At 58.0% G+C, this 13,492-nt stretch carries 14 protein-coding genes; 5 read left to right on the forward strand and 9 right to left on the reverse strand.

Annotated elements, in window-relative coordinates:
- The first annotated feature begins 90 nt into the window (after positions 1–90).
- Entirely contained in the window at positions 91–375 is a 285-nt protein-coding gene (locus ARC85_RS08330; RefSeq protein ID WP_153741028.1) for a hypothetical protein, read from the forward strand.
- A gap of 68 nt (positions 376–443) precedes the next feature.
- Here the strand turns inward: ARC85_RS08330 and ARC85_RS08335 are convergent, their stop codons facing one another.
- A complete protein-coding gene (locus ARC85_RS08335; RefSeq protein WP_014422186.1) occupies positions 444–1,100 on the reverse strand; it encodes a YiaD family glycine zipper/OmpA-like lipoprotein in 657 nt (218 codons plus the stop codon).
- A 57-nt stretch (positions 1,101–1,157) separates the two neighbouring features.
- Entirely contained in the window at positions 1,158–2,147 is a 990-nt protein-coding gene (locus tag ARC85_RS08340) for an alpha/beta hydrolase (protein WP_011786266.1), read from the reverse strand.
- 70 nt (positions 2,148–2,217) lie between these two features.
- Between ARC85_RS08340 and ARC85_RS08345 the strand changes: the two genes are divergently transcribed.
- Complete coding sequence (locus tag ARC85_RS08345) at positions 2,218–3,111, forward strand: alpha/beta hydrolase (RefSeq protein WP_023009116.1); 894 nt, start codon at positions 2,218–2,220, stop codon at positions 3,109–3,111.
- Here ARC85_RS08345 and ARC85_RS08350 read toward each other — a convergent pair.
- The 4 genes from ARC85_RS08350 to ARC85_RS08365 are packed head-to-tail and all read right to left on the reverse strand — an operon-like array spanning position 3,089 to position 7,112.
- On the reverse strand, positions 3,089–3,367 hold the full coding sequence (locus ARC85_RS08350; protein WP_014422188.1) for a GIY-YIG nuclease family protein: 279 nt from the start codon (positions 3,365–3,367) through the stop codon (positions 3,089–3,091). The two genes, ARC85_RS08345 and ARC85_RS08350, sit on opposite strands and share 23 nt — an antisense overlap.
- Positions 3,360–4,265, reverse strand: a complete 906-nt coding sequence (locus tag ARC85_RS08355; RefSeq protein WP_036219955.1) for a DMT family transporter — start codon at positions 4,263–4,265, stop codon at positions 3,360–3,362. Before ARC85_RS08355 ends, ARC85_RS08350 begins: the two co-directional genes overlap by 8 nt.
- A complete protein-coding gene (locus tag ARC85_RS08360) occupies positions 4,258–5,643 on the reverse strand; it encodes a sigma-54-dependent transcriptional regulator (protein WP_183576541.1) in 1,386 nt (461 codons plus the stop codon). The genes ARC85_RS08355 and ARC85_RS08360 overlap by 8 nt, the downstream gene beginning before the upstream one ends.
- The gene (locus tag ARC85_RS08365; protein WP_022989986.1) at positions 5,640–7,112 is read right to left on the reverse strand and encodes an ATP-binding protein; all 1,473 of its coding nucleotides are present in this window, start codon (positions 7,110–7,112) and stop codon (positions 5,640–5,642) included. Before ARC85_RS08365 ends, ARC85_RS08360 begins: the two co-directional genes overlap by 4 nt.
- 221 nt (positions 7,113–7,333) lie before the next feature.
- On the opposite strand from ARC85_RS08365, the gene ARC85_RS08370 reads away from it, so the two are divergent.
- Both ARC85_RS08370 and dctP read left to right on the forward strand, forming a co-directional pair.
- Positions 7,334–7,723, forward strand: coding sequence for a DUF4168 domain-containing protein (locus ARC85_RS08370; protein WP_014422193.1), 390 nt, complete (start codon positions 7,334–7,336; stop codon positions 7,721–7,723).
- Positions 7,724–7,878: 155 nt separating this feature from the next.
- Positions 7,879–8,940, forward strand: a complete 1,062-nt coding sequence (gene dctP / locus ARC85_RS08375) for a TRAP transporter substrate-binding protein DctP (RefSeq protein ID WP_183576543.1) — start codon at positions 7,879–7,881, stop codon at positions 8,938–8,940.
- Positions 8,941–8,955: 15 nt separating this feature from the next.
- Here dctP and ARC85_RS08380 read toward each other — a convergent pair whose 3' ends face one another.
- From ARC85_RS08380 to ARC85_RS08390, 3 genes are read right to left on the reverse strand one after another with little or no spacing between them, the layout of a single operon-like run.
- Positions 8,956–9,765, reverse strand: coding sequence for a mechanosensitive ion channel family protein (locus ARC85_RS08380; protein WP_011786274.1), 810 nt, complete (start codon positions 9,763–9,765; stop codon positions 8,956–8,958).
- Between the two features lie 11 nt (positions 9,766–9,776).
- Positions 9,777–10,988, reverse strand: coding sequence for a hypothetical protein (locus ARC85_RS08385; protein WP_183576545.1), 1,212 nt, complete (start codon positions 10,986–10,988; stop codon positions 9,777–9,779).
- 16 nt (positions 10,989–11,004) lie between these two features.
- Complete coding sequence (locus ARC85_RS08390) at positions 11,005–11,847, reverse strand: 23S rRNA (adenine(2030)-N(6))-methyltransferase RlmJ (protein ID WP_286714703.1); 843 nt, start codon at positions 11,845–11,847, stop codon at positions 11,005–11,007.
- Between the two features lie 169 nt (positions 11,848–12,016).
- Between ARC85_RS08390 and ARC85_RS08395 the strand changes: the two genes are divergently transcribed.
- The gene (locus ARC85_RS08395; protein ID WP_286714704.1) at positions 12,017–13,312 is read left to right on the forward strand and encodes an imelysin family protein; all 1,296 of its coding nucleotides are present in this window, start codon (positions 12,017–12,019) and stop codon (positions 13,310–13,312) included.
- Positions 13,313–13,492: the final 180 nt, after the last annotated feature.

Genomic DNA, 13,492 nt, shown 5'->3' on the forward strand with positions numbered 1-13,492 from the left:
TGCCGCCCTTGAGATTCGGCCATACGTAGCCATGCTGAAAAGTACCAGTCATTCAAACCGGGCCGGAACAGGCCCAGCATGGAGGTAATTATGTCCTTGAAGGAATCTCTGCAGAAGAAACTGGAAACCCAGACCGAGTACTGGAGCAAACAGATCGACAGCCTGCGTGCCGAAGCCGACGAAAAGATGGCCAAGGCAAAGGATGACCAAGCGGAAGCCGAAATTCAGAGAGAGTTTTCAGAGCGCATTCAGGCCGTTGAAGACCACATCGAGACTGCCCGAAGCAAACTGGGCGAACTCAAGGACTCCGGCGAAGACCAACTCGACGATCTGAAGAAGCGAATCGACGAATGGCTGCCGAGCAACACCAACTGATTGCTCCTGCCATAACGCAAAAACCCCGGCATAAACCGGGGCTTTTTTGTTGAATGCTCAGCAGGTTATTACTGCATCGGCACCAGTGTCAGCTCAACGCGACGGTTCTGCTCACGACCCGCAGCCGTATCGTTGGAAGCAATCGGGTAGCGCTCGCCATAACCGGTGGCCCGGGTACGACGGGGCTCAATGCCCTGATTCAACAGGAAGTCACGGACAGAAGACGCGCGACGCTCGCTCAACAGCTGGTTGTAGCTGTCTGAACCGGTGCTGTCAGTATGGCCTTCAATCTGGATGATGGTTTTGTCGAACTCTTTCAGAACCAGAGCCACAGACTCAAGAGTGCCGGTAAAACCGGAACGGATGGTGGACTGGTCGGTATCAAAAGTGATGTTACCCGGCATGATCAGGTCGATCTGGTCACCATTACGGACGACGCGAACACCGGTACCTTCCAGCTTCTGGCGCAGCTGGGCCTCCTGGCGATCCATGTAGTAGCCGATACCGCCACCCACGGCCGCACCGCCAGCGGCACCAATCAGTGCGCCTTTGCCACGATCACTGCTGCTGGAGGTTGCTGCGCCAATAGCAGCACCACCGATCGCGCCAATAATACTGCCCTTGGTGGCGTTCGAGGTTTTCTCTTCCCCGGTATACGGGTCATAGGTCATACAGCCACTCAGGCCAACAGTTGCTACCGCAAAGGCAAGAATTGTCTTTTTCACTGTCTTCTCCCGTTTCTGTAATCGTTGGTCCGGAGCTTTTGGCACTACAGCCACTGCTTACTCCGAGAATGTATCGATAATGGTATTGAATACCGTCGCCTGCAAATCCTGCGCTTCGTTCACAAGATGATGACGACCGTCCGGTATTCTTCGTTCCTTCACTGAGGAGAATTTATTCCGGATAATCCTCAGATTGTGCTGCCAGTCTACCGTCAGATCCTTCTCACCCTGCACCACGGTGACCGGAAAATCCACCGGCCTCGCCGACTCAATGTGCGGCACCCATTGTCGCAATGCAGTCACCCAATCGACATGAACCGCTCTTGCCTGCAACGGGTCGTGTTCCCGCAGGAACCGAAGAAAGCGGGTATCGCCACTGTTCGGGCCGAATACCCGTTTCCAGCGAGTCAGGAACGGTTTGACCAGACTGTGGAGAATCTTTGCCCCCAGCCAGCCCATAGGCCTTACCAGTGGCGCCAGCAACACCACTTTGCGGAACGCCGAGGACTCCCGGTTGTGGTGGTTCGACAGCAGGTAGTCAATCAATATTGCGCCACCCGTACTCTGCCCCACTGCGTACCAGGGCCCCCGAATCTTGTCCCTGACCTTCGCCATTACTTCCGACAGTACGGCCTGGTACTCCAGGAAACTGCCAATGGCGGCCGGCGTGCCACTCGACAATCCGTGCCCGGGCTGATCGTAGGCCAGAACATCGAAGCCTGCACCAAGACAGCGGTCAATCAACTGGGTATACAGACCCACATGATCAAAATAACCATGCAGAATGAACACCGTGCCTTTCGGGCTGGCGCTCTCCGGCAGCCGGAAGTAATGCACCATCACTTCATGCCGCTCGGCACAGATGTACCCCTGATGGTAGACCACATCCGGATGCTCAACCCAAAGATCAAGGCCATAGAACCGGCAATACGCCTCCATCTCGGAACTCAGTTCCCGGCTGGCGGACGGATCAAACGGTTCCAGACGGTCCAGCAGGGAATGTCTGTCCCAATTCGGTATTTCTATGGTATCTGTTTTCCAGTACACGTAGAGTTAAACGCCTGTCATGAATCCATAAATGCCAGTCATCCTAACGCATTCACAAGGGAGAACACAGATGTTCCAGCCGCTTCTTGAGGCCGGGTTGAGAGGGACCATGCACCGTTTTGTGAAGCCCGTCCTGTCCCGGGCGTTTCCGTTATCGGTGCAGCGCCGATACACCCGGGAAGCTTATCGAACATCCTACCCGCCTAAAGACGTCAGTTTCGCGTGGGAAGACCTGGGCGATGTACCGGTGCTGCGCGCCTCCCCGGAAGACCGTTCTGGCGGCACCGTACTGTATTTTCACGGCGGAGGCTATGTTATGGGCTCTGCCGATACCCACCGGGGCATTGCCGGCCATCTGGCCAAATTCTCTGGCTGCGACGTACTGATCCCGGATTACCGGCTGGCGCCGGAGCATCCGTTTCCAGCCGCGCCGGACGATGCCGAAGCCGTATATCTGGCCTTGATCAACCAGGGGGTAAGCCCCGGCTCCATTGCCCTGGCCGGAGATTCCGCCGGCGGCGGTCTGTCGGTGGTACTGGCCATGCGATTGCGCGACCACGGTCATCCACTACCCTCATCCGTCACCTGCTTCTCGCCCTGGACAGATCTGTCAGAAAAGGATCTTTACACTCCGGAATGTGAACCGGTCCTGCACGCTGCCTGGACCTTCAAAGCCGCGAAAATGTATGCCAACGGCGTGCCTTTGACGCACCCGCTGGTGTCGCCTGTCTACGGTGACCTGAGTGGCCTGCCTCCCCTGCTGATTCAGGTCGGAAGCCAGGAAGTTCTGCTCAACGACGCCCGTCGATTGGCGGAGGCGGCCAAACAGGAACACGTGGAAACCACGCTGGAGATCTACAACAATCTCTGGCATGTATTCCAGGTGCACGCCGCGCAGCTTGACCGGGCCAGAGACGCTCTGGCCGTTGCCGGGCGTCACATCAGGCATCATCTTCAAGCCTGACGACACCCCGGATCAAAGCTTCCTTTCGAACCTTGGGCCAGCGCTTGACCTGCCATTCCAGTCGGGAGGCGCGGCTCCTGTCGCCGGCAGGTACATGGAACTCCAGGGTTAACGGCCCTTTACCTCTCAGGCTCCGGGCACCTTTAGGTGCCCCCGCCTGATGCTCGGCAAACCGCCGCTCCACATCTGTGGCAATTCCGGTGTAGAGGCTACCCGATGCGGTGCGAACAAGGTACAGATACCAGTTCTCAGCCATGGTTCAACGCCTGCTCCCGGTCACGGACTTTCTTCTGCTGCAGCCATAATCCCGCAATGATCAGCACCAGCCCGACGTAGGTCGAGGTGAGAATAACTTCGCCCAGAATGAAGTAGATAAACACCAGGGACAGAAAAGGCGAGATAAAAATCAGATTGCTCACTTTCGAGGTGTTTTCTGCTTTTTTCATGGCCTGGGACCACAGCACAAAGGCTATGCCCATTTCAAAAACGCCGACGTAAACCGCAGCGGCCATCGAACTCCCGACCGGCATGACCAACCCCGCCGTCTGCCAGCACACCAGCACAATGACCGGCAGTCCAAATAGAAAATTCAGAAACAGGCCAACCACCGGGTCCCGGGTATCCCGGGTGGCAATAATCCAGTAAGACGCCCAAACCAGCGTGCTGCCCAACGCCAGCGAGACACCGAGCGGGTCCGAGAATGAGAGCGAGGTTACCGCACCGCGGGTGGCGATCACTACCACTCCGGCGTAACACACCAACCCCGCCAGAATATCGATCCTGCGCAGTTTCTGCCCCAGAAACGGCACCGACAGATAGGCCAGCACCAGTGCCCAGGTGTAGTTCAGAGGCTGGGCCTCCTGGGCGGGCAGACGGTCGAACGCGCCAAACAGCAGAAAGTAATACAGACAGGGATTGATCAGCCCCATCAGCATGGACTGCAGGTATTGGCCACGCCGCAAACGGAACACCAGTCCCCAGCGCCCCTGTAGCATGAGGATAGCCGCCATCACGACGATGGATGCGGTACAGGCCACCAGCAGCATCTGAACCGGCGCAAGATCCGCCAGTGACAATTTGAAGGCGGTAGCAACGGTCGACCACAGCAGCACCGTGGCAAGGCCGTACATCATGGCCTGTTTCTGATCAGTCATGCCCATGCTCCAAATCCGACTCCAGCCAGCGATACAGTGTTCTGCGATTAATGCCGAGTATCTGGGCCGCCCGGCGTTTATTACCATCAACGGCAGCCATGACCCGGCGCACGTAATCCTGCTGGAGCATCTCCAGGGTGGGCCATTCGGAAAGTTTCCCGGGCGAAGCGGCAACGGCAGCCTGAACAATCCCGCCCTGGCGCTTCCGGATGCGTTCGGGCAAATGCTCGGGCTGTATGGTATCGCTTTCACAAAAAGTGACCGCCCGCTCAATCGCACTGGACAGCTCACGCACATTGCCCGGGAACGGATAATCGCGGAGTATCCTTAACGTGACGTCACTGAACTTCAGGAACCCCCGGCTGTGACGACGTGCTGCCTCACCCAGAAAATGCATGGCCAGCAATTCAACATCCTCATCCCGCTCCCTCAGGGGAGGCACCGTTAACGACAGGGTTTCGAGACGATAATACAGGTCTTCGCGGAAATGGCCCTGCTCAACAGCCCGAAGCAAATCCACATGCGTTGCCGCCAGAATGCGAACATCCACCATTTCCTCATGGTCAGCCCCCACTGGTTTGATGCAGCCCTCCTGCAACACCCGAAGCAGTTTGGCTTGCAGCGCCAATGGCATTTCACCAATCTCGTCCAGCAGCAAGGTGCCACCGTTCGCCTCTGCAAACAGCCCCCTACGGGCCTGCCGTGCACCGGTAAAAGCACCAGCCTCGTGACCGAAGAATTCACTTTCCATCAAGTCTGGCGGTATACCGGCACAATTCACCGCAAGGAACGGCCGTGCTGAGCGCTCACTTTGCTGGTGGATTGCCCTCGCAACCAGTTCTTTCCCGGTTCCACTTTCGCCATTAATCAGAACCGCGGCCTGACTGCGGGCAACCTGGCGAATGTCTGACCTTAGGCGATCCATCATCGCACTGCCGCCGATCAAGCCCATGTTTTCATCGCCGCCGCGCCCGGACTGATATTCCGCCAGCTGCCGGTTCAGATCTGCCTGGGCCAGCAACCGTTTGATCTTTAACCGGAGATGATCCGTTGAGAGCGGCTTGGTCAGAAAATCATCAGCGCCGGCCTTCAAAGCATCGACCGCCTGGTCCACCGTCCCAAACGCGGTAATCACGATAAAGGGAATACCTGGATGCTCGGCCTGCTGAAGCGACAGAATCTCCAGACCGTCACCATCGGGCAAGCGCAGATCCGACACGATCAGGCCCGGGCGTTCGTCTGTCAGAGCAGTCCGCGCCTCGGCCACCATACTGACCCTGCGTACGCGGTAACCATCCACTTCCAACTCCTCCATCAGCAGCTGGCCAAGGCTGGCGTCATCTTCTACCAGCAAGATGGTGACAGGCCGGCTGCTCATTGGCCCACCTCTTTCGGAAAATACAGCGCCATACCACAACCACCCAACTCGCTATCAATCACCTCAACGGATCCCCCATGTTCTTTCATGACACTCTGAACCACTGCCAGCCCTAACCCTGTGCCTTCGCCGGCCGGGCGGGTGCTGAAGAACGGCTCGAAAACCCTGGCGTGATGCTCCGCCGGTATACCAGGGCCATCGTCCTCGACCCGGAACACCCAAAACTCCCCGGTCTCGCCGACAGAGAGCGCGACCTGTTTCCGGCCAGCCTGACAGGCATTTCTCACCACATTCAGACACGCCAGGCCAACCCGGAGCGGCTCTGCCCGTGTCGGCATCGGCCTGTCAAAAGCGTCGGCTTGCAGCGAAACCGCCTGGCAGCGCCTGTCTTCACGGGCGCGGGTAACGACGTCCTCGAGAATGTCTGCCAGGTTTACGGGTCGCCGGGACTCGGGCACATGCCGGAAACAGTCCAGCAGTTGCTGGATAATCATGGTCATCCGGTCCACCTGATGTTCGATATCATCCAGATGCCGTTGCTGCTCCTGCTCCAGCCCGGCCCTGGCCAGAATGCGGGCCCGGCCCTGAATAACGTTCAGAGGCGCCCCCAGTTCGTGAGCTACCCCGCCTGCGACCCGGCCAATCATCGCCACTTTCTCCTGGTATTCCAGCTGTTCTGCCAGCGCCCGTTCCCGGGCAATCCTGTCTTCGATTTCGGCCTCGGCCTCGGCCATTCGTTCGCCCAGAGCACGAATGCCCTGCTGGATCTGGCGCAGCTCCTGTGGCCCTGCCTCCGGAGTCTCCAACCGCCAGGCGCCCGGTTGCAGAGAAGCCATGCTCTCCAGCAAACGGTTCACATGTCGCCCCACGGTGCGGTAATGCCCCAGAACGACAACGAGGATGATGGTGGCCGCAATCATCGACCAGATCACCACTGCCCACCAACGGCTGGTGGCCACCAGGTCATGGAAATCACTGCGTTGCCGCGTTACCTGCAACAAACCCTGAATCCGCCCGTCTTCCGCAACCAGCGGCGTGAACTGGGAAAACACCGACTCGCCATCCACCCAACGAAACGCGCCCCCGAGCTCACCACTGGCGATTGCCTTTTCGGCGCTGGCGCTGTTGGTGACATCGGAGTCAGCAACACCGAGACTGGCCACCCGATCACCCTCTGCGTCAAACACCGAGGCCCCGGAAATGCGCCCGATCTGGAAGATGGATTTCAGGGATTCGCCCAGGACCAGTTCATCGCTTTCGGCCAGCGCCTTACTCACCGGCCCGCTGACCGCTCGCGCCACCAGTTCCAGGTCTTCACGAAGGCGATCGTTCAGAGCGCGCTCTACCGCCCCCATGCCAATGTAGATAGCAATGCCACTGAACAGCAGCAGCGGCACTACAATACTGAGCACCAACGTTAATTGCAGCGACCGGAACAGTGCTCCCACCCGTTTTCCCATCAACGCCATAAACACCACTCTGCAGAAATGTCACAGCCTTTCTGCCACATGTGGCATTTTGCCACAAGACAGATTACTGAGCTTTAACCATAGAGCATCCATAAACTACTGTTTTTATTGCCTTTATAGAGAAATTAAAACCTGGCACGGGAATCGCTATTGTCACATCGACATTCACAAGTTTGTGGCTGGACGACCGAGCCGGCCTCATTAAAACCAGGAGTAAAGCTATGAACAAACTGCTTGTATCCATCACCGCATCTCTGGCACTGCTGGCAACCGCACCGGTGATAGCACAACAGAACCCGGCCCCGGCCGAACAGGGCTCCGGTTACAGCAACCCCGCCGCCGCAGGCAGCCAAAGCACCAATTACAGCGATGCTGAGCTGAAACAATTCATTGAGGCACAATCCGGTGTTATGGAAGTGCGAGAGGAATACATCGAGAAGATCGAATCAGCCGAGTCTCAGCAGAAGGCCCAGGAACTGCAGATGGAAGCCAATGATGAAATGGTCTCGGTGATCGAAGACGTGGGTATCGATATCCCCACCTATAACGCCATTGCCACCGCTTACAGCAGTGAGCCGAAGGTACGCAACCGCGTTGACGCTCTGATGTAAATTTCCTGCATCCGGTTCGTCGTCTGGCCCCGCTTCGGCGGGGCTTTTTTGTGGCTGTTCGTCTGGCGTTTACACATCGGCCTTTTCTCCTCGGTCTGTTGTGTTACCTTTTCCCTCTAGACTCAAATGCGCCGGATTCTGGAGCCCTGAATACAATGACCAAACGCCACCCGCTTCTCAGCTTCAGCCTCGTTGCCACTGCGGCAGTGATGCTGCTGACCGGCTGCTCCGACAATGGCTCCTCGTCAGCCGCGCAGAGTTCGGCGGACGGCAAACCAGAGTATCCGGTCACCTGGCGCTTTGCCCTGGAAGAGATTGAAGGCAGTGTTCAGCATCTTTACGCACAGCAGTTCAGGGAACAGGTCGAAGCGCTGTCTGGTGGAAGGATTGAGGTCGATGTCTTTCCTTATGGCTCTTTGGGCACCTCGGCCCAACTGACAGAACTGACTCGCAACGGCTCAGTCAACCTGGCCTTTGCCTCGCCCGGCCACCTGGCCGATACCGTTCCGGAAACCGGCCTTTTTAATCTTCACTTCCTGCTTCCGGAAGAACAGGAACCGGCCCGTCGCCTTCTGGAGGCGCCCGCGTTTATTTCCGCATTTGAACCGGCCTACCACAACGCTGGCCTGCAACTGCTGGGGTTCGTGCCGGAAGGCTGGATGACCTGGACGGCCAACAACCCCCTGAGAACCCCCGCCGATTTCCAGGGGTTAAGATTTCGCACCATGACCTCGGAAACCGCAGCAGAGGCTTTCCGAAGCTATGGTGCTGACCCCGTACAGACGCCTTTCGCCCAGGTATACAGCGATCTCCAGCTCGGCAACATCGACGGCCAGAGCAACCCGGTGTTTGCTATTGAGGAAATGGGGTTCCATGAAGTCCAGAACGTCATGACCATGGCCAGGGCCTCACGGTTTATCGCATCTGTTGTGGCCAATGAGGACTGGTTCGCAGGACTCCCCTCGCAGGAACGGAAATGGCTGGAGGAAACCATTGCACAGCTATCCGAGGAAGCCTGGACTCTCCAGGAGGACCTGAACAAGGAGCGGCTGGAGACCATACTGGAACAGGGCGGTATCCGGGTCGTACGGCTGACGGAAGCTGAAAGGGCGGCCTTCCGCGATGCGAGCCTGCCCGCCCGGCAACGCTTTATCGAACTGACCGGAGAGAAAGGCCAGGCGCTGATTCAGCGGGCAACGTCGATTGCGGGTGACTGATCAGCCCTGCCCGGATCAGGCTTTCTGAGCCTGCAGATAAGGGTAGGAGACCATCGGGACACCCTCGTCACCACAGATCTCCGCGGCCCTTGCGGTCAGGTCTGAAATGAAACGCGCCTGCTCTCTGGGCTCCAGCGGGTAGGCTTTCAACCGATAGCACATACCGGCTTCCCGTGCGGCAACCGTGACCAGCACCGGCTGGTAGGTTTTGGTGAGCGGGCAGGCAAAGATCGCATCCCGGAACAGGCCCAGCATCCGGCCGACATCGTGGTTCGGGTCCAGAAAAACCTCGGCCACGCACATCAGGTTATCCGTGCCGTCATTGCCATTGGCCAGCAGTGTATTCCACAGCAGGCTGTGGGGAATCACAATCACGGTATCATCCAGCGTCACGATTTCTGCGGCCCGGGTACCGATACTCCGCACCTCACCATAGCGACCGTTCACTTCGATCCAGTCACCCGGTCGGTAAGGCATTTCATAGAGCGTAACGATACCTGCAATGAGGCTGTTGGCGTAGTCCTTGAACGCAAAACCCAAGGCAAGACCCAGGGCACCGAAGATGGCAATCATGTTCTCGAATGAGGGTTCCACCAGAATGGGCACCACCACAATGATCGTCAGAACAATGACCAGAAGCCGGAAAAGAGGAACGGATGCGAGAAGGTACAGCCTCGGTTTTCCCGATAGTTTCGCAGCCAGTACCGGAACTGCTTTCTGAACCATCAGGATCAGCAACGAAGCCGCAACGATGACCGCCAGGGCTTCCAGCAAAGCCTCGGAGGTAATTGAAGACAGTGCGTCCTTGATACCGAAATCGCCCATAACCGTTTCTCCTAGAAGCTGTCCACCGGATACCCTTTGGATTGCAGATACCGCCGCACAGCCGGATACGCCAATGCCTGCACCCGAAAGATGCCTTCCTGCTCATCCCCGGTCACTACATCGGCTCGTTCCAGCCGGGACAGCGCTATCCGCAATTCCTCGCCAGGCAACCCCGACGTCAGCTCCAGCTGCCCCAGGCTCAGGCCGCCATGCATCAACAACGCATGCAGCAGGTAGCCGGACCGCCGGGCTGAACTCTGGGGCACGGCAGGCAAACTCAGCTGATCCAGTGGCGCCACCCAGCACTGGCGGCCCTCTTGATGTGCATCCCCTTCCCCTTGCTGCTGCGCCTCATCCTCGGGCCGTGCCCGAAGAGTTCGGCGCCAGATAGCCAGGGCAACCCCCGGATTTCCCCGAGCCAAAGTGGCCAAATCCCGGGTAAACAGGCTGTATTTTCGCTCGTCGTCCCCGGTTGGCGCCGGCAGTACATACAGGCCATCCTGGGTCATTCTCGCCGTCAGTGGTCCTTGCGAGCGCTCCCCCGCCAGATGTCCAAGCCAGTTGGTAAGACGATCCCCCGACAAAGGGCTGGGGGTCAATGGGGCCAGGTGGAGCTCTGGCAGGTACTGAGCCCAGAACTGCCAACACCAGCTGGAACAGCCAATGATGCCCTCACCCACTTTATCCCGCGCCAGGCGCGCGAATAATTCACGCAACAAGCCAAGACCGGACCGGTGTCGCAGCCAGAAATCTGCCAGTTCCGGTATTACCCAGTCATCGTCCTGAAGCTGGTGATCCCACCAGCCGGTAATGTCTCTTTCAGGCATTAACAGATTGTCCGGCGGGGCGATCACCCGCCGCCCCGAGGCCCCCAAAGCTTCGGCAATACCTGAGAATGGTGGTGCCACCAGAAAACTGGCCTTGCGTGACTGCCCGCCTGACCGGCGCAACTGTTCCAGCTCGTTCAATAAAGCCCGGGCAAGTTCTTCACGATCCGGTACCGGGGCATAGTCCTGAATCTGGCGTTCCGACAGGGTAGGCAAATCATCCAGACTTCTGAACGCCTGTTCGTCAGGATGAATGCCCGCTTTTAACTGATCCAGAATATCCCGGAGACCACTGCGAATGGTTCTGCGGACGGAGGTCTCCGGAACCCGCCATTGCTCCAGAGGAATCAGCCCGCCAGGCAGGCATGGGTGATCAGCTTGGTTGTTGTCAGTCAAAGGCGATACTCCGGGCCTATTCAGGCACCAGCCAATCCATGGAAGGCGACAGACCGAGCCGATCGGGGCCGGTCAGATCCGACATCATGGCCGCAAAACGTTCATCGAACCCCCAGGGCGGGTTCACAATCAGCATGCCGGAACCCACCATGCCCCGTTCGGGCGGCTGATCCAGCATAACCTCGCACTGAAGAATCTTGCGCACCGAACCGGACGCCCTCAGCGAATCCATCAGCTTTTGTTCCAGGCCACTGGTTAACAGGGGATACCAGATAAGATAGACGCCATGGCGGCATTTTTTCCACGCGTCCATCAATGTCCGGGCTACGGTCTCATAATCGGTTTTGATTTCGTAAGAAGGATCAATCAGCGCCAACAGTCGTGGCTGTGCCGGCGGCAAGCATTTCAGGAGCCCTTTCAGGCCATCCTCATGGCGCACCTTCACCCCCACTTCATCAGCCCACTGAGCCAGCTGACGCTCTTCCGAAGGGTGCAGCTCGAAAGCGGTGACGGAATCACCCGGACGGCAAAATTCCGCAAACCATGCCGGCGAGCCCGGATACGTCCGTAGCGGCCCATTGCCTGGGTTGTACCGCGCCAATACCTCCAGAACCGGCTGCCAGTCGCCGGTGGCCAGTTGCTCCCGGATCCGCCACAAGGCCTGAACACCAGTATCAGCTTCGCCGGTTTTTCTTGCCCGCTCGCTGCCCAAATCGTAACGGGCGCTGCCCGCGTGGGTGTCAAAACAGGCTATGGCAGATTTCTTGGATTGCATCATGGCCAGCACCAGTGACAGTGCAGCATGCTTCTGAACATCGGCAAAGTTGCCGGCGTGAAAGGCGTGAAGGTAACTCAGCATAACGGGCTCCCGGAATCAGGAGCCCATTAAGCCGCAGTCACCCTGGCCACGCAAGCGGCCCGACAATCACCTATATCAAAAACCCCTTGCTATGTAGGGTTTCCAAACCCATAATCTGAACGCTAATATTTCTTATTTACAAAAAGACCTCATCAACATGGAGTTTGAAATGAAAAACCTGTTTCGCCCAGCCCCATTGGCACTGACCATTGCCACAGCCCTTACCGCGGGCTGCGCAAACGCGCCCTGGTCCGCCGAGCACAGTGCGCCGGCCACCAAAGCATCGGTGGTAACCCATTACACCGATCTGGCCCATGCCACCTACGAGGATGCCCTGATTACTGCGCGTGCGCTGGACGAGGCTACTGACCGCCTGATTGCCAACCCCACCGAAGCCAACCTCAAAGCGGCAAAAGAAGCCTGGCTGGCCTCACGGGTTCCTTACCAGCAGTCAGAAGTTTTCCGCTTCGGCAATGCCATCGTGGATGACTGGGAAGGCCAATTGAACGCCTGGCCACTGGACGAAGGCCTGATCGACTACGTCAAAGCCGACGACTACCAGCACGAACTCGGCAATGCCGGTGCAACCGCCAACATCGTCGCCAGCAACAGCATTAACGTCGGCGGGGAAACTCTGGATGTGGCAACACTCACCCCCGAACTGCTGGCTGACCTGAACGAAGTGGGCGGTTCCGAAGCCAACGTAGCCACCGGATACCATGCGGTCGAATTCCTGCTATGGGGCCAGGATCTGCACGGTTTTGAAGGTGGCGCAGGCGAGCGCCCGGTTACTGACTACGCCAAAGGCAACGACTGCACCAACGGCAACTGTGAGCGCCGTGCCCAGTACCTGGATGCCGTGACTGATCTGCTGGTCGATGATCTGGAGTGGATGGTTGCCCAGTGGGCCCCGGGCACCTCAGACAACTACCGTTCCCAGCTGACGTCCGCAAACGCCGACGAGGGCATCCAGAAAATGCTGTTCGGTATGGGTTCCCTGTCCCTCGGCGAGCTGGCCGGTGAGCGCATGAAAGTTGCCCTGGAAGCCAACTCCTATGAAGACGAACACGACTGCTTCAGCGATAACACCCACAACTCGCACTACTACAACGGCCAGGGCATCCAGAACGTGTACACCGGCACCTATCGCCGCGTAGATGGCTCTGTGGTTTCCGGCCCTTCCCTGTCTGACCTGGTTGAGCAAACCAACCCGGAACTGGACGCTCGCCTTAACCGTCAGTTGGATGCATCAATGGAAGCCCTGGCGCTGATGAAAGCCCGCGCCGAAAGCAGCCAGAACCCGATGGCCTTTGACACCATGATCGCCCCGGGTAACGCGGAAGGCACCCGCATTGTCAACGGTGCTATCATGGCGCTGGTTGAGCAGACCGGCTCTATCGAGCAGGCCGCACGGCAACTGGGCATTCAAGCCCTGTCACCGGACGATGCCGGCCATTCATTCTGATTGATCCGGTTGCAGTAAACGGATACCGGGAGAGAGAAACTCCCGGTATCCTGCTACTAATCAGAAACAAAGTAAGCGAACATCACCCGGCGATATACGCCAGGTCCGGATGACCGAAAAAAGACTTCAATAACCGGGGTAGTTTCTGTAACCGCCGAAGTTGTCGATAAACGATATTCC

Origin of the sequence: Marinobacter sp. tcs-11 (assembly GCF_002049515.1) — a bacterium.
GTDB lineage: Bacteria > Pseudomonadota > Gammaproteobacteria > Pseudomonadales > Oleiphilaceae > Marinobacter > Marinobacter nauticus.